At 56.3% G+C, this 16,196-nt stretch carries 14 protein-coding genes and 1 pseudogene; 2 read left to right on the plus strand and 13 right to left on the minus strand.

Going from position 1 to position 16,196, the window contains the following annotated elements:
* Positions 1-416 precede the first annotated feature (416 nt).
* From COMA1_RS04000 to COMA1_RS04010, 3 genes are all read right to left on the minus strand, one after another.
* Positions 417-1,439, minus strand: a complete 1,023-nt coding sequence (locus COMA1_RS04000; protein ID WP_090744108.1) for a potassium channel family protein — start codon at positions 1,437-1,439, stop codon at positions 417-419.
* 191 nt (positions 1,440-1,630) lie between these two features.
* Positions 1,631-3,016, minus strand: coding sequence for a TolC family protein (locus COMA1_RS04005; RefSeq protein WP_090744111.1), 1,386 nt, complete (start codon positions 3,014-3,016; stop codon positions 1,631-1,633).
* Positions 3,017-3,131: 115 nt separating this feature from the next.
* Positions 3,132-4,379 carry an NAD(P)/FAD-dependent oxidoreductase gene (locus COMA1_RS04010; protein WP_090744115.1) on the minus strand — a complete coding sequence of 416 codons (1,248 nt, stop codon included), beginning with the start codon at positions 4,377-4,379 and terminating at the stop codon, positions 3,132-3,134.
* Here COMA1_RS04010 and COMA1_RS04015 point away from each other — a divergent pair.
* Positions 4,363-4,599: a hypothetical protein gene (locus COMA1_RS04015; RefSeq protein ID WP_090744118.1), complete on the plus strand. Its 237-nt coding sequence runs from the start codon at positions 4,363-4,365 to the stop codon at positions 4,597-4,599. The two genes, COMA1_RS04010 and COMA1_RS04015, sit on opposite strands and share 17 nt — an antisense overlap.
* A gap of 555 nt (positions 4,600-5,154) precedes the next feature.
* Complete coding sequence (locus tag COMA1_RS04020) at positions 5,155-6,426, plus strand: SUMF1/EgtB/PvdO family nonheme iron enzyme (RefSeq protein ID WP_176697841.1); 1,272 nt, start codon at positions 5,155-5,157, stop codon at positions 6,424-6,426.
* Positions 6,427-6,556: 130 nt separating this feature from the next.
* Here COMA1_RS04020 and COMA1_RS04025 read toward each other — a convergent pair whose 3' ends face one another.
* From COMA1_RS04025 to COMA1_RS04065, 10 genes and pseudogenes are all read right to left on the minus strand, one after another.
* Complete coding sequence (locus COMA1_RS04025) at positions 6,557-7,033, minus strand: CopD family protein (protein ID WP_090744124.1); 477 nt, start codon at positions 7,031-7,033, stop codon at positions 6,557-6,559.
* A gap of 59 nt (positions 7,034-7,092) precedes the next feature.
* The gene (locus COMA1_RS04030; RefSeq protein WP_090744129.1) at positions 7,093-7,296 is read right to left on the minus strand and encodes a hypothetical protein; all 204 of its coding nucleotides are present in this window, start codon (positions 7,294-7,296) and stop codon (positions 7,093-7,095) included.
* Positions 7,297-7,372: 76 nt separating this feature from the next.
* The gene (locus tag COMA1_RS04035; protein WP_176697842.1) at positions 7,373-8,149 is read right to left on the minus strand and encodes a hypothetical protein; all 777 of its coding nucleotides are present in this window, start codon (positions 8,147-8,149) and stop codon (positions 7,373-7,375) included.
* Positions 8,150-8,412: 263 nt separating this feature from the next.
* The gene (locus COMA1_RS21490; protein WP_245630838.1) at positions 8,413-9,042 is read right to left on the minus strand and encodes a hypothetical protein; all 630 of its coding nucleotides are present in this window, start codon (positions 9,040-9,042) and stop codon (positions 8,413-8,415) included.
* A gap of 162 nt (positions 9,043-9,204) precedes the next feature.
* Positions 9,205-9,453: pseudogene (locus COMA1_RS22115) on the minus strand (Rieske 2Fe-2S domain-containing protein); the annotation flags it as partial.
* A 164-nt stretch (positions 9,454-9,617) separates the two neighbouring features.
* Positions 9,618-10,310 (minus strand): hypothetical protein, encoded by a 693-nt coding sequence (locus COMA1_RS04045; RefSeq protein WP_090744138.1) that lies wholly within the window; start codon positions 10,308-10,310, stop codon positions 9,618-9,620.
* A 115-nt stretch (positions 10,311-10,425) separates the two neighbouring features.
* Positions 10,426-10,932 (minus strand): hypothetical protein, encoded by a 507-nt coding sequence (locus COMA1_RS04050; RefSeq protein WP_090744141.1) that lies wholly within the window; start codon positions 10,930-10,932, stop codon positions 10,426-10,428.
* Between the two features lie 787 nt (positions 10,933-11,719).
* Positions 11,720-13,099 (minus strand): sigma-54 interaction domain-containing protein, encoded by a 1,380-nt coding sequence (locus COMA1_RS04055; RefSeq protein ID WP_090744144.1) that lies wholly within the window; start codon positions 13,097-13,099, stop codon positions 11,720-11,722.
* Between the two features lie 72 nt (positions 13,100-13,171).
* Positions 13,172-13,561, minus strand: coding sequence for a response regulator (locus COMA1_RS04060; RefSeq protein WP_176697843.1), 390 nt, complete (start codon positions 13,559-13,561; stop codon positions 13,172-13,174).
* A 273-nt stretch (positions 13,562-13,834) separates the two neighbouring features.
* Positions 13,835-16,183, minus strand: coding sequence for a PAS domain-containing sensor histidine kinase (locus COMA1_RS04065; RefSeq protein WP_090744150.1), 2,349 nt, complete (start codon positions 16,181-16,183; stop codon positions 13,835-13,837).
* Between the last annotated feature and the right edge of the window lie 13 nt (positions 16,184-16,196).

The following is a 16,196-nucleotide window of genomic DNA, read 5'->3' on the forward strand; positions in this document are numbered from 1 at the left end:
ATCATGCACGACCCGCGTCGTGATCGCACGTTTCCCAAGCGATGGTTGCCCCCTACTCATTCGTTTCTTCCCCCATCACGCATGTGTCTCCTCCACCAGATGAGAGTCGCTGCGATCAGATTGGATTCACGAAAAGCGGGGCGCCATGTCGTTGCCCTTGGGATCGAATTGAGGAGTGCGCAACAGATGCGCACAGATGCAACGGCGGAAAGACGGCTGAGCGTCGCCACGCGACTCCTATGTGATGCAGGTGTACTCAGGGCCACGTTTCGAGAGAGGGAGAATCGTAACGACCGACCGGTTTGAGCGGTCACCTAGGACCATCCATCGTGGACAGGCGGGCCTGATCACTCACCGCTCTCAACACATGCACCGCTACCACTCGCTGACGCAAAGTCATTTCTATTCCGACCGCCTTATGCCATTTCCCCAGTCGACCGAATGACCGATTCCAGTTTTCTCAGGCTTTCGACCTGTCCGAGCACGATCAAGGTATCCCCTGCGACCAACTCGACTTTGGCGCCAGGATTAAATTCAAGATGTCCGGATCGGCGTTTGACCCCAACCACGATCAACCCCCGTTCCTCGCCAAGTCCGCATTCGCAAGGTGTCTTCCCGTCAAAGCGTGACCCCTGTTCAATCGTGATTTCTTCGATTTGCAACCCGAGGTGCTCGCGCTTTGTGGCCAGATCCAGAAACTCCACAACGTTGGGTCTCAGCAAGACCTGCGCGATCTGGCTTGCCCCGATGAGATACGGGGACGTGACCCGGTTGGCTCCGGCTCGAAGCAGTTTTTGTTCCGACCCCTCCTCACCGGCTCGTGCCATGATAAAGAGATGTTTATTGAGTCCCCGTGCGGTCAAAACGATGTAGAGGTTTTCCGTATCGGTATTCACCAAGGATACCAGGCCCTTCGCCCGTTCGATCCCAGCACGCACTAACACCTGATCCTGCGTCGCATCCCCTTCAATGACCACAAATCCCTCTCCTCGTGCGGCAGCCACGACCGGCGGGCTTTTCTCGACGATGACGACAGTGACCGGTTTGGCTTGAAGTTCTTTGCACACATGCCGGCCCATCCGACCGTACCCGCACACGATGTAATGATCGTTCAAGGTTTTCACTCTCCCTCCCTGTCGATACCGGCCAAAGGCCTGTTGAAGCTCCCCCTCCAGAGCAAAGCGAGCAACATTCCCTACCACATAGAAGAGTGTCCCCACTCCCATGAGGATCAACACAATGGTGAAGAGCCTCCCCGCCGATGAAAGGGGATGAATCTCACCGTACCCAACCGTCGTCAGTGTGGTCACCGTCATATAGAGGCCGTCGAACGCCGACCACCCCTCGATCAGCACATACCCAACCGTACCAAGGCTGATGACAAGGAACAGGATACCGCTGGCATACACGAGGTGCCTCAGCGGACTTCCGGTGTGCATACTGGTTCCTCTATATGAATCCCCTGCCCGATCACGATGACATATCGCAGTGGCCCCACCGGCGCAGAGGCGCGACTATCGAACACCAGCCGTTCAGAGCCGACTGGATCGCACGTGCCTACCAAAGCTGCACGATTGTCCTCGTCCAGGCATCGGCAACGTTGTCCGACGCGTTCCTGAGTGCCGCAAGGTCAGAAGAGCTTGTCGATTTCTCCTTTGGCCCTGGCCAAATTGATCCGTGAGGCGTTGAACCGGAACAGCGCTTCAATCTGATTGTCGCGAGCCCTCGCGACTGAGGCTTGAGCGTTTGTCACTTCGATATTAGTCACCAAGCCAGCTGCAAACCGATCCTTGGCGAAGGTCAATTCCTTTAACGCCAACTCCAAGCCCTTCTCGGCCACGGCGACCTGTTGCGTGGACGACTCCAGGGTGAGCAACGCGTTTCGTACTTCTAGAGTAACTTGATCCGACACATCCTTCATGCGGATTGATTCTTGCCGGACTCGGCTGCGGTTTTCAGAGATTCGACCTTCCCGCTGGCCTCCGTCGAAAATGGGAATGGAGAGCGTCAGGCCGATGGACCGCGTGGTCACTGCCTCATCCGGCTTCAACCCGATCCAGCCGTAGTCGCCGTTCAACGAGAGCGAGGGTATGCGTTCGCTGGTCACGGAACTGAGGCTGAGCGTCGCGAGTCGCTGGCGAGTTTCCTGAGCCCTCAACTCCAGCCGCTGTTCGCGCGCGATGACGAGTGCTTCTTCCACACGTTGAGTGACGGGCGGAACGAATTTTAATTCATCGGTCAATGTCAGCCGCACGTCAAACGCAATCCCCAGTGCCCGAATCAGATTGAGACGCGCGCTTTCCTGTTCATTCTGGGAGACCAACAACCGTTGTTTGTTGTTCTCCAGCTGCACCTCCTGACGGGTGACATCTAAACCCGTTGCCACGCCTGCCGTTCTGCGATCTCTTGCCAACTTGAGCAATTGCTGACTGAGCTCAATATCGGTCAGACGCGCCTTGACCGCTTCGTCGGCCCGTAACACTTCGATATACAGCAATCCAACCGTGGCCATCACATCGCGCTTCGTCACCTCCGCCTCCAGCCCGGCCACATCGAGTCCCGATTTCGCCGCCCGCCATCGCTGAAGGAGACTGAGGCTGAAGATGTTTTGCACAAGGGTTGCTCGTGCGTCATAGACTTCAAACGGATCCGTCACGCTCCGGGTGAGGCCCAGACCGGATAGTCGATCGGCGGGAAGCCCGAAGGCCGCAAGATTGACGGTTTGATGTCTGCCGTTGAGGTATCCACCGACATTCGGAAGCAACGCACCGAAACTCGTATTGGTCTGTGCTTGCGCGGCGGCAATTCGTTCTTTCAGCAGCCGCACATTGACGTTGTTGTCGACCGCAGCTTGAATCGCGTCGCGCAGGCTCAACTTGAGCTCCGGTGCGACAGCCTCTTGCTCCTCCGCCGCAACATGCCCTGGGCTCATCACACAAAAAAGCATGACGGTGAGGAGCACTCCGAAGGCCCTTTCACGCAGGCCGCTTGGTTCTGCGCCCAAGATCAACGCCATGACCGTCCCCCTCGTCTTCGGCAGTCGACCAGGTGTGCTGATGGAGTCCGCGATGAGAATGATCGACTAGCCCGGTTTTCAACCTGACGGACCACCAAAGGAGCCGTAAGCCGACTCATCGGCGTTGCTCCAACTTCGTGATCCCCAGCGCGTTCATGACCACGCGTTCGTAAAAGGGTTCGCTTTCGCCCTTTTTCATCTTGCGGAGGAAATACTTCTCCAGCGCGATCTTGCCTAAATGCACCCAGCGGCCTTTCTTCGCCCAGGTCACGTCTCGAGGCGCCATTTGCGGCAGCGCCACAAACGCCACGCCCGTGTCACCCATATCCGCTAAGCAGACCGCATTCCACGTGGCGGTCTCTCGCTGGGTCTCGTTCTCGATATCGGCCTGAATGTTGTGCACGGCCGCCCGCACCATCGACTCGATCATATAGCCCGTCTTGGGCGCCCCAGTCGGCACCGTAGTCTGTTCCACCGGAGGAATCGCCACACAAACGCCCACGGCATAAATATTCTTGTACTTGGGGTTGGCCTGATACGCATCGATGTTGACGAAGCCCTTGGGATTACACAAACCCGACGTCCCGGCCACGGCATCCACACCGCCGAACGGTGGAATGAACATCGAGTAACGGAATGGGATCTCCTGCCCATCTTCCATCTGCAACTTGCCGGGATGGACTTCTTTGATCGAGGCGTTGACGATCGGTGTGATGGAATGGTCTGCGAACTCGTCCTCCATCAAACGCCTCGATTTCCCGACACCGGCGAGGCCCATATGACCGATGTAGGGTTCCGGCGTCACGAAATAGATCGGCACTTTCCGCCGCAGTTTCTTTTTCCGCAGATCGGCATCCAGAATAAACGCCATCTCGTACGCCGGGCCGAAACAGGAGGCGCCTTGCGCCGCGCCGACCACGATCGGGCCGGGATCCTTCAGGAAGCTCTGGTATGCTCCCCAGGTCTGCTCCGCATGGTCCACCGTACAGATGGAATGGGTGTGTCCACTGGGGCCAAGCCCCGGCACGGCGCTGAAATTCAGTTTCGGTCCGGTGGCGATGATGAGATAGTCGTACGGCACCTCGCCTTTTGTCGTGATGACTCGGTTCTGCTCCGGTTCGATCCGCTGGGCCGCTTCGTAGACAAATTCGATCCCCTTTTTCTCCAACACCGGCCCCACCGCGAAGCTGATGTCCTTTCGCTTCCGCCAGCCCACGGCGACCCATGGGTTGGACGGGACGAAGTGGAAATAATCGACGTTCGAGATCACCGTCACCTTATGCTTCTGGTCCAATAACGCTCGTGCCTCGTAGGCTGCGGGCAAGCCGCCGATTGATGCGCCGATAATGACGATCCGTGCCATTGCTTTCCTCCCTTTCTATACGGCAGTGAGGCCTGAGTGCCGAGTGAACCCCCACCTCTCTCGCCCCGTTCTGCCCTTTCAGCTGGTATTTGTCCTTCAACTCCTTGTGCAACTGATCTTTGCTCTGCAACTTATCCTTCAGCTGCTGTTGCGTCTTGAGCTGATCACGATCCCGATGGAGATCCTGCGCCGACCCAACGGCGACCAAACCAACTGGTGACAGTATAGCTGCTGCTAGAGCAACACGTATGATGGCTTGCGATTTCATGAAGACATCTCTGATCGCGCTACCGGAGCGACATTGCCCTCAGCTACGGTAGATGTCCACCTTCAAGGCTAATGCCATCCGGCCATGACGGGAGCTCTCACTGAGTGGGAGTCGCCATCTCGGAAATGGATTCACTCTTGTTCCGAATTTCTCTCCTGCGCTTCGACTGCTGGCTGCGAATTGTTGCCAGCTACTCGCTCGATCTGAATCTGTACATGTCATGACAGGTCGTGCAGCGCGCGGTCATACTCGACAGCCGATTCAAGAGTTGCTGAGGTGTATAGCTGCTGACCAGCTGGTAGAGGCTCCTCTACGTGCCGGAGACCTGTCGCGAATCCACATTCATCACTCACACGAAATGTGGTCGCTCTCTTAGGCTTCTTTATGCTTTGGCTACGGTATGTTATGGTTTCAACCATGAAGGCTGCGTTCACAAAGGCTGCCGAGACTCTTACGGGGAAGCGAGATCTACCGCCATGGGATAAGCACAAGTGGAGGGACGCGCGTATGAGACAGACGCTTGAGGTGCTGAGTGTTGTCATCTGTCTGAGCATGACCACAAACTCCATGGCGCTGGCAGCCGACGCCGGCGAGCAGAACTTTGCCAAAGGAGAGAGTCTTTTAAAGCACAAACAATATGCTGAAGCGCGCACGACGTTGGAGGCAGGGCTCATCAAGAATTCGTCTAATGTGCAGGCTCAATTTAACCTGGCTGAAGCCTGTCGAGGATTAGGAGCCTGGGACTGCGCGGAAGAACATTACGAGATCGCGCTCCACCTGGACGCGAAATCCAGAATCTCGGGGACGAGAGAGCCACGGTTAAGCAAAATGAAGGTGTGGCAGTCGCTGGAGGAAGTGACCGCGTGGCGGTTGTTGGAGGAAGCAAAGGGTCTGCTTGCCGGTGGACAAACTCCATCCGACAAGATGAAGCAGGCTGAAGAAGCCCTGGATGGTGCCAATGAGCTGGGTCTCAATAATGAGCAACAAGCCGTCTATCAACAGTTACAAGCGAAGCTGCCTGGGCGACGTTCGACCACCTCGCCGGATAGTCTGAAACCAGGTGTATCAGCAGGAGAAGCGTTCCCGACCGATCCCCGCGACATCCCAATGGCGTTGGTGCCGGCAGGGGAATTCACGATGGGGAGTACCCTGAAGACGGACGAAAAGCCCGTGCATCGCGTCTACCTTGACGCGTTCTATATGGACAAATATCACGTGACGGTGGGGCAGTATGCCAAGTATCTGGAGGCGACAGGCAAGGAAGCGCCGCCGGAATGGGAGGTCATGAACCAACCTCGCCATCAGAAACGTCCGGTCGTGAACGTCAGTTGGTCGGATGCCGCCACGTACTGCAAATGGGCCGGGAAGCGTCTGCCGACCGAGGCGGAGTGGGAAAAGGCGGCTCGGGGGACAGATGGCCGCCTCTATCCCTGGGGCAACGAAGCTCCCACCAGACTTCACGCGAATTTCGGCAAGAAGGAATGGGCGAACCATATGGCGTTGGTTCCGGTGGGGATGTTCGAATTGGGCAAGAGCCCCTACGGTATCTATGACATGGCCGGCAATGCCTGGGAATGGGTCAACGACTGGTATGACCATGACTATTACAAGAAGAGCCCAACGAAGAATCCTCAAGGACCGGCAACGGGTAAGTCGAAAGTCGTGCGGGGCGGAAACTGGCTCTATGTTCAGGAGTTTCTGGGATCGTCCTTCCGTTACAATGCCGAACCGTCTCGTCGGCACCTCGGCTATGGGTTTCGTTGCGCAAAGACTCCGTAACCCTACGGGTCTTGATCTGAGTCATAAGACTTCGTCCTCGCTGTGTTGCCAGGAAAGCTTCATTCTTACTCGCTGAGGTGAGCCGGAAGGTCTCGCCGCGCATGTCAACCAAGCCGCTCGTCGAATCACGCTACGACCGGGCCAGCATCGCCGCCGTAATCACCACGGCCAGTGCGAGAAGTAGCGAAAGACGAGGAAGCCAGCGCGCGGTTTTGAACACAAGTTGCTCTCCTGCCGTTCTCTGAGATTCTGGAATCGCACTGACCCGGCTGACCTGAGGACCAAGCACCAGGTCATGCAGCAAGGTGAGGAACAGCAACAGGGCGACCAGCGTCAGCTTCACCATGACGATTCCCGGCCAGGAAGAAGGACTCGTGACAGCGACGCCTCGAAACGACAGCAGCATCGGACCGGTCATCACGAGTATCGCCATGGCCACCCAGACGATGGGGCGAAAGCGGAGCGCGGCAGACCGAAACAGCGCCATGAATTCCGGTACAGCTTTCCGGCTTCTCACTAAAGGCGCCAAGACCAATGACAGAAATATCATGCCGCCGACCCAACTGACCGCAGCGAGAATATGCAAGATAACAAGCGTGGAATACATACTGTGCTCTCATGATTGATGTGATGACACCTATCGGTCCTGGATGACTGCACGGTTACTCAGCGCAGTCCCCGCAAGACGATCCGGTCGGTCACGGTGTGTTCTGATCCGCCGTCAGCTTCGCATGGACATTCCTCTTGCCCGCATGATTCATGACGGTTCGTCGCGAAATCGCCAAGCCGCGTCGTGAGACCGGCGCGCGGAGCCCGGAGGCCCCTGGCCTGTTGTAACAGCGGATCGGCGATTGCAGCAGAAGTGTTCATGAATCATGCGGGCTAGACTTGATTTGGACAAAAGTGGAACCCCCACCAGCGGTCCAGGATGGCGAGCCGTTATCGGTCAGTCCTTGGCCTCGAACCACAGACTCAACGAAATCGTTTCATTCGCCGTGACGGTCAGCGCCTGTTCTCGCGTGCCGAGAATCGGATGCCAGACCTTCAGACGATATTTACCCGGCGGGAGATCATCAATGGAGAAAGACCCTGCTGCATCGGTGACCGAAAAGTAAGGATGGTCGATCGCGTAGCCCCAACTCTGCATATAGGGATGCATGCTACACTGCATGCTGAATACTTTTCGCCCGTTGACCAACTGCACGGTATCCGTGGTGCCACTCGCCTCCAAAGACGGGCGATAAAAAACCATATCGCCTCCCGTTTGGTCGAACGCATACCCTTGAATGTCGTGCGGGACTGGGTCTCGATTGAACACCGTGATCAGTCGCTTATCGCCGACTACGGTCACGAACGGCATAAACCGACAACGGTTCGCTTCCACTTGGGCATCGGTGAAGGAAAAGGGCTTTCCACGTTCCACACCCTCTATCATCACCAGGACATCTTTGAGGCCACCGTCTGCCCTGACCGTGATTTCTCTCATGAGCCGATACCCGTTGAGATCAGATCGCTGGCTACAATATTCGTGGTCGAGGTACCGACGCACTTCAAATTCTTTCGGCGGTGGGACAGTACCGATGAAGGTGACGGTGCCCCGCACGGTAGCCCCCTCTGCCACTGGCACAGACTCATAGGCCCAAGCCTCCGTTCCGAGACACATCGTCAGGACCACGAGCACCCAGCCAGCCAAACAGCCGCCCGTTCTAACCCCTTGTTTCACACTGTCCTTCTTTCTCACCCGATTCGGCTCACGCTGGTTGCATGATCTCATGAGGATTGACCCGATACCAGTCACGGAGAAACCTCACTGCTGAGGATCTGATCGTCGGCACAATGGTTCGTCGCAACCGACGTTACCAGATCGTCACCGTCACGGGATATCGAGATGATCCCAGTCGATGTCCAAGCTGAGCGTTGCACACAGAGACCGCAGAGGCTATGGAATGGTTGTACCGTATGGCTCGTGCGGACGCAAGACCGCCCCTAGGTCACCCATCTGAGCAGGGTGTTCTCAGGAATCGGATGCTGAGGATCGTGGACACCAGCCAACAAATCACTATGATATTTCTTTAACTGCCGATACCACACGGCCAGTGTGTCCGATTCCAAATTCAGTAACATACTTCCATGTGAGCCGAACCCTTGTTCCTGCAATTCCAGAACTTCCCGATCCTGACCAAGAATCGTCCTGAGAGTCCGGCGGACCAGCCACCCCACGGGAAACCCGTGCAGAAAGTTCCACCCAACGCAGATGTCGAATCGGCTTCGCTCATCAGTAAGCGGGGTGGCCACCAACATGACGGATGCGAACCGGTCGCCGATCTCCCATCGCTCCATATGAATGCCGGGCAGGACGAAATCGACCGTGGTTGTCGCTGCGCCCAGCTTGGGAGACAACGCCCGAAAGATAAAGGTATCCGGCAACAAGACATTCTTCGAGATCGTCCGGAACCCCAGCGGCAACCGCGTGAACACCTTTTCTTTCTCTCTGGCCGCCTCACGCCGCCGGAAATAGTTGTTGTGCACGAACGGGACATGCGCAGGATCCATGAGACTATCCACTGCGAAATCCCACCGGACTTTTGCCTCGCCGGACTCGCGCACGGAAACCATTGGACCGCCATCTGCAGGAATAGGCAACGAGGGTGGAGGCGCCGAAGGTTTCGGGCACCGATCGTTTCCCATATACACCCACACCCACCCGTCCCGTTCCTCTGCCGGGAATGTCCGCACACAGGCCGAGGCCGATGATGGATGCGGCCGGTTGCCAAGGGCCGGAACCTCCACACACTCACCAGTTGAATTGAAGCGCCATCCGTGAAACGGACAACGCAAGGAATCCCCCTCCTGCCGACCTGAAGAAAGCGGGACGCCTTTATGGGGGCAACGGTCGTGGAACGCGTGCACCAGGCCATGCCGATCCCGAAAGAGAACAAGAGGTTGGTTACAAAGAACTGCGGCGCATGGCCGTCCGACCTGGACGTTCATGCTTGCTGTGGCGATATACCAGAAGCCTTCGAGCATTCAGTTCTGTCGGATCAGCCGCCGAGTGCATCGAGCGTTTTCTTGAACCTTCGACGGATGTAGGTGAAGATTGAGGCAGAGACAAGTGCAGGGAGCCGTGAAGTGGCTCCCTGCAACGCCTCTAGCGGATATCATTATCCGCCTGTTTGAGAGTTAGTGACCAACTAGAACCCGATAGCCCCATAAATACCGGTGGTCCAGAAATTGTTCACCGTGTTAGTTTGGTTTGAGGCCAGGTGGAAGCGGCTGTCGAGCCCCAGCCACAATTCCTTCCAGACGCGAAACTCGGCGCCGCCACCGAACTGAACCCCGATGTCCAAATAATTGATCTGACTCGAGGTTGGACTGATGACATGGAAATCCAACCCGGCCGGAATAATCCAGGGCTGGAAATCCGTTCCCTGTCGGAACTTCACCTTGGGGGCTACGCTGACTGTCAGCATAGTCAGCTGCACTTTGCTCAGACCGCCGCTACTCACTCCGGTCACCGTCGTGGTATCGACATTCCCAACATTTGCGGAGGCCCACCTTTTGAATTCCATTCCAATCTCGCCGACGAGTGCCACACCGGGTACCATCCCCCACAGATCCTTGGTGAGCATGAGATCCGCTCCACCGCCGATGTAATAACCGCCGGTGCCATCGTTCTTCCCGGCCACCCCATGACCATCGGTGATTAATTCACCGCCGCGATCGCTGAGCATCTGACCATAGCCGCCGCGAAAGAACACGCGGTTTCCTGTCACGGTGGTGTCTTCAGCGGAGGCTGGGCCGCCGCTGAAAAAAGCGGACGCCGCCGCAAGCGATACCATGACAACCCACACTCCAATATTCCCCTTGCTTCTCACAACCTGCATGATACTCTCCCTCCCTGGTTACGCATCGAGGAGCACGGCCCTCCTTCGAGCAATCAACTGACATGATCCAACCGCCAGCGTTTCATCTGGCTTGCTCAATTCCTCGACCGGGTACTCATGTTTCCACCTCCGCGATGTGCAGGTTGGGACACCAATCCACTTCCGCGCGGCGCGCCACTTCCAAGAGCTGACTCGACATCGGAGGCGCGCCTTGATCACGTGACAGTCCTACACACCGCGAGCAAATAAACCGACAGTGGGACAAACAGGCTTGCTCAGAACATCCTCTGTCAGCGCCAACTTTCTCCGCCTGCTGAAAACAGTACGCTTTCGCGTCCGAGGCACTCAGGCTTTCTTGATAGCAGCGGAGGGCCGCATAGAAATTGATCCGGCTCACGACGGGTCGTCCTTCGAGTGTGATGTGGACATCGTGCAGGTCCCAGGCCTCCTCAATCATTCGCGCCACGATCGCCACCGACGTCGGAAAGTCGTCAAAGGACGCCACATACTCAGCCCCTTGTTCATCTCCCTCGGCGTCACAAACAGGCGCCATCCGGATCAGCCGTAACAGAGTCGGGGCATCTACAACCTGTGCCTCAGGAATTGCGATTGAGAGATGCACCAGCAGCTCCTGCAAGAAATAATTCGGTAGCCAATACTGCCCGTAGAAAAAACAATGAGAGGGCCACTCTCACCTGTGACCCCCTCATTGCGACAATGTGGCGGCCGGGACAGCCGCTCACAATGAGGTGGACTCTGCTGGATAGCGATAGGGCGAATCACTATCCAACTCTCAGAGAGAGCGAGCTCTCTCTGCGCTGTCCCAACTGTTCAGCAACTGTCGTGCCACTCCTGTTCGTCCTTTCTCATTGAGTTATTCGCACGGCAGAAGAGCAGATGAATATTTTCCAGCGATCTCGATGTCAGCTCCTGCTACAGGGGGGACTCCAGGCTCTTGGACAGTGATGGACTAAATTTCCCCATTCACTCGTATCTCCTTCGCGTCTGTGCTCCACACCACTGAACCTCCGCTCCCCGAATGAAGGGGAGAAAGGGGGCATACAAGCCATCACGACCCATTGCAGCTTGCGGGATGCGAACACTACAGACTGAAGGCAGATATCGTTCCGTTGCCGTCTGATTCGCACTCCACATTCATGGATGCATGAATAGATCCGAACAATGCGTACAATTGAGCCGGTGAAAAACTGTGGTGGGTGAACCCTACCCGATCGTTGCGAAGATCCAGAAGTTCAGGTGGCCTGATCGACCAATCCTCACGTGGCGGGATTTATAAAGCCAATAGCGAACCGATCGAGCACAGCAGTGCGTGGGCTCTGATGTGATGATGTCATTCTGTGGAGTGTGGTGACCCAAGAAAGGAAATGGACAGGGGGAGTAACTGATACCTATTCGATGCTATACGCGCGAAGTTTGTTATAGAGGCTCGCTCGGCTGATTCTGAGTAATTTGGCTGCTTTCAATCGATTTCCTGCCGTTTTTTGCAGCGCATCAACGATTCGCGTGCGCTCTGTTTGAGCCACCGCCCCACGCGACGCCGAGCGTAAACTTTCGTCCTCTTCTCCCAAAGATTGGTCCAGCAGATCCTGACAAGGCAGCGATGGGCCGACCGTCGTCACCACAGCCCGCTCGATATAATGCTGTAATTGCCGGACATTCCCCGGCCAAGGAGCGTCCCGTAACAACCGCAAAGCCCGCTCATCCACGGATCGCACCGGCTGATGATGTCGGGCACAAGCCCCCGAGACGAAATGCCGAACAAGCAATGGGATGTCGTCCCGCCGCTCCCGAAGCGCCGGTAAATACAATGGGAGGACAGCTAATCGATAATAGAGATCCTGACGAAATGTTTTGGCTTTCACAAGTTCGGCCAGATCTTTGTTTGACGCCGAGATGACCCGCGCATGGATCTTGACGGTTCGGGTCCCACCCACCGGCTTGATCTCGCCCTCTTGTAGAACACGCAGTAATTTGGCTTGAAAAGTCGGCGTCGTGTCGGCTATCTCATCCAAGAAGATCGTGCCTCCGTCGGCCTCATCAAACAAGCCTCGCTTGTTCATCACTGCTCCGGTGAAGGCTCCCTTCACATGTCCAAATAATTCGCTTTCGAGCAACGTCTCAGGCAATGAGCCACAGTCAACCACAACAAACGGCCGATCCCTTCTGGGACTGAGCGCGTGAATCGTTTTCGCCAGAAGTTCTTTCCCTGTTCCGCTCTCGCCTTGAATGAGGACGGTCGCCGAGCTCTCCGCAACCAGACGAGTCATGTCGAAGAGCTGCTGCATGATCGGACTTTGACCGATCAATTCACCAAGACCATTCGCAAGAGGTGTGGTAGGGCTGTCCTCCGCCGTAGCTGGCTGAACAGACTTCAATGTCGGCTGGAAGAGCACCAACATGGAGATGACTGATCCCTGTGCATCCGTTAACGGAAAGGCCTGCTGCATCCCACAGGCCGTGCCGTCACCTCCCCCCGAACAAGAAACGCACTGCACCTCAGGCGTCTCGAACACTTTGTTCGCCGGGCAGCCCCCACAGGGATCGGTTCGCTGGGCAAAGGCTTCATAGCATTTGGCGTGAGGCCGGCGAGTGGAGGTATTCTTCTGCACTGACCAGGCTGCTTCGTTCGCGTAGACGACATTGAAGGATCGATCCATGACCGCCACCCGATCGGACAGACCTCCGGCCACCTGCTTGATCGCTTCGACTCGCGCAGTAATGATGGGATCTTGGGGTACCGGGTTGCTGGAGCGTTCTGGGTCAGACAAGGTGGTCTCGTCCCTTAGGGCCAGTCTTTCGTGTCTCGCAACCAACAAGTCGGAAATTTGACGAGATGCACTTCACATCCCTTCGTGGTTGAGCAATTGTTGCACACAGTTCTTCAGCTCCGCAATATGAACCGGCTTGTCAAAGTAGGCGTTCGCGCCCGCTTTAAGTATCTGCGCTTTTAATCTTGCATCGCCGAACGCAGTCATAACGACAATCGGGCACTTCGGCACGACAGTCCTCAACCGACTGATGTAGTCATCTCCCCCTCCCGGCATCCGTAAGTCGGTCAGGATCGCATCCGGCACGGATTGCCGAACCGCTAGAAAAGCCTCATCACCGTCCCGTGCTTCGTGGAGTTGATACCCCATTCCACAAAACTCATCACACAATAGACTCCGCATCTCTCGGTCATCTTCGACAATCAGGAGTACCGCCGTCTTTCCATTTGCCACGGTCGCCATCCTCATCTCGGTTTACCCCGGCCAGTGATTTGACAATACAACACGCAAGGGTGATGCCCGCGAGAATGACAACCAACTGACCAATTATTCAGAGAAATCCGAGCGGAAGAAACCGGGAGCACTACTTCAGTGGCGAGAAAGACCACAGTCACGAGTATATCTGCTGATGCGGGATGCTACAGCGATCAGGCATGAGAGGTGAACGATACAAGGTGAAACCCTAGGAGAAAGTGAGCAAGAATGTACGTGGGAACCAGTTAGGAAATAGTCGATTCACCTCTTACTGTCGGCCATCGGCAGAAGAATCGTAAACGTCGTCCCCATCCCTTCCTGACTGTCAACGGCGATGGATCCCTGATGTTCTTCAATAATGCCCTTGACGACTGTCAGTCCTAACCCTGTCCCCTTGCCGAATTCTTTCGTCGTGAAAAAAGGATCAAAGATCTTCTTGATCACCTCTTGTGGGATGCCGTGGCCCGTATCAGCAACGGTGAGTCTCACCATCTGTGGTTCAGGGGCCAGGCCGACACGGAGTATCCCGCCATCCGGCATCGCATGTACGGCGTTCATGACGAGGTTGATCATGACTTGGCTCATCTGGTCCGCATCGGCCAAGACCATAGGGCACGGATCGACCGACGGCACCTCAAGCTGAATTCGGCTTCGTGCAAGACGTTCGTGAAACATCTCGAGACTGTCTTCAACCACTTGCCTCAGATCAAGCGCACAGCGCTCCGGCGTTTTCCGTCGTGCAAAAGAGAGCAACTGGTTCATCACCCTCGTAATCCGCTCGACTTGGGTAATGATGGTCTGGAGGCCTTTCTTGATCGGCTCGTCCGTGACCCGATCCATGAGATATTCCGCACGGCCAAGAATGACGTTCATCGGAGTCCCGATTTCGTGGGCCATACCCGAGGCCACCGTACCGAGCTCGGCGATGCGTTCGGTTTTTCGTAACTGTTCTTGTAGTCGCTTCCGTTCACTGATATCCCGCAACATGACGAGGATCGCCGGACCTTCTTCATCCACGAATCGCGCCGCGCTGACTTCTGCGTCCACGGATCTTCCGTTCAGGGTGACGATCTTCTCCTCGAGCATGGGCACTTGTGCGCGGCCTTCCACCAACTCGTGGATATGCTCTCGAATCGCCGAGTGATAATCAGGATGGAACAAGTCCAGAACGGATCGTCCCAGGATCTCGCCGGCCTTCACAGCACCGAACAGCTTGATCGCCTGGTCGTTGGCGAAGAGGATACGGTCCCCTCGAATCACCACAATGGCGTAGGGCGACACAGCGATCAGCCGTCTGTAGCGTTCTTCACTTTGCCGCAACAAGTGCTCCGCTCGCTTCCGTTCCGTGATGTCGGTGACGAACCCTTCCAGGTAACTCAGGGTGCTGTCCGTGGCATAAATCCCTTCACCCCGTTCCCAAACCGACTTGACCTCCCCCAGCTTGGTGAGGATGCGGTAGGTCGTTTCGTACGGGCGATGCTGCGCCACCGCTGCCTGAATTTCTTGCCACACTCGCTCACGGTCACCCGGATGAGTATTGTCGCCATACGAGATGGATCGTTGTACAAGGTATTCCTGGGCGGTGTACCCCGTCAGATCGGACACGCCCTCACTGACATACTCGAAGGTCCAGTCACGATCGTTTTTGCAGCGATACACAAAGCCCGGGAGATTGCTCATCAGGGTTGAGAGTTTCCGCTGACTCTCTTGGTGGGCTTCTTCGGTCCGCTTGCGGTCGGTGATGTCTCTGAGGATGACGGTATAGTATTTCTGATGTTCTACGGCGATAAGGGAGATTGCCGCTTCGATCGGAAACTCTTCTCCATTCGACCGAAGCCCCATCACCGTCCCCAGTTTCCCCATCTTTCGGCTCGTCGCGCCGGATTGGCCGAACTCACGTATATGGTAGCGGTGACCTTCGCGATACTGAGCGGGCAAGAATCGATCAAGATGCCGGCCTACCGCCTCATGAGCGGAGCAGCCGAACATCTGCTCGGCCGCATGGTTGAACAACACCACATGCTGAGCTTCGTCAACCGTGATGATTGCATCCATCGCAGATTCAATGATGCCTTCGAGCCTCAGCTGGCTGACCAGGAGCTGTTCTTCCGCTTCCTTGCGACCGACGACGGCACGGACCGCCTCCCGATCCGCGTCGTCACGTGCCTGTTGCGCCTCCATCATCAACCCCTCGGCATGGGCTCGCTCCACACGTTCCGACATCAGCTCTCGTTCTGCCTGCACTGATTCTTGTTGCAGCCGTCTGAAGTGAATCAATCCCATGGCTAAGATCCACAGAACAGAGGTTCCCAATGTACGATTGAGCACGCCATAGGGGAGCGAACTACCGGGAGGCTTGAAAAACAACCCCAGCCAGAGGAGGCCGGTGGCAAGGACACAAAAATAGAGTGATTCTTGCTCCTTCGACCTGAACACTGTGAGCAACAGCGGAATGACGTAGAGGATCGACACCGCAATTCCCACTGGAGTCAGCAGGTCGACAACAAAGATGCCGATCGTGAGGAGTGGGATCGCCCAATGCACGACACGCATGACTAGACGGTCGACATCCTTCATGTGATCGATCCCGGCCTGAAGCGGGCTGTCCATTCACGGTCCCGCT

Source organism: Candidatus Nitrospira nitrosa (assembly GCF_001458735.1).
GTDB classification, from domain to species: domain Bacteria; phylum Nitrospirota; class Nitrospiria; order Nitrospirales; family Nitrospiraceae; genus Nitrospira_D; species Nitrospira_D nitrosa.

Coding starts and splice junctions, on each gene's coding strand:
- COMA1_RS04000 (WP_090744108.1), bottom strand. CDS start 1,439: ATGCACACCGGAAGTCCGCTGAGGCACCTCGTGTATGCCAGCGGTATC.
- COMA1_RS04005 (WP_090744111.1), bottom strand. CDS start 3,016: ATGGCGTTGATCTTGGGCGCAGAACCAAGCGGCCTGCGTGAAAGGGCC.
- COMA1_RS04015 (WP_090744118.1), top strand. CDS start 4,363: ATGACGATCCGTGCCATTGCTTTCCTCCCTTTCTATACGGCAGTGAGG.
- COMA1_RS04010 (WP_090744115.1), bottom strand. CDS start 4,379: ATGGCACGGATCGTCATTATCGGCGCATCAATCGGCGGCTTGCCCGCA.
- COMA1_RS04020 (WP_176697841.1), top strand. CDS start 5,155: ATGAGACAGACGCTTGAGGTGCTGAGTGTTGTCATCTGTCTGAGCATG.
- COMA1_RS04025 (WP_090744124.1), bottom strand. CDS start 7,033: ATGTATTCCACGCTTGTTATCTTGCATATTCTCGCTGCGGTCAGTTGG.
- COMA1_RS04030 (WP_090744129.1), bottom strand. CDS start 7,296: ATGAACACTTCTGCTGCAATCGCCGATCCGCTGTTACAACAGGCCAGG.
- COMA1_RS21490 (WP_245630838.1), bottom strand. CDS start 9,042: ATGGTTTCCGTGCGCGAGTCCGGCGAGGCAAAAGTCCGGTGGGATTTC.
- COMA1_RS04045 (WP_090744138.1), bottom strand. CDS start 10,310: ATGCAGGTTGTGAGAAGCAAGGGGAATATTGGAGTGTGGGTTGTCATG.
- COMA1_RS04060 (WP_176697843.1), bottom strand. CDS start 13,561: ATGGCGACCGTGGCAAATGGAAAGACGGCGGTACTCCTGATTGTCGAA.
- COMA1_RS04065 (WP_090744150.1), bottom strand. CDS start 16,183: ATGGACAGCCCGCTTCAGGCCGGGATCGATCACATGAAGGATGTCGAC.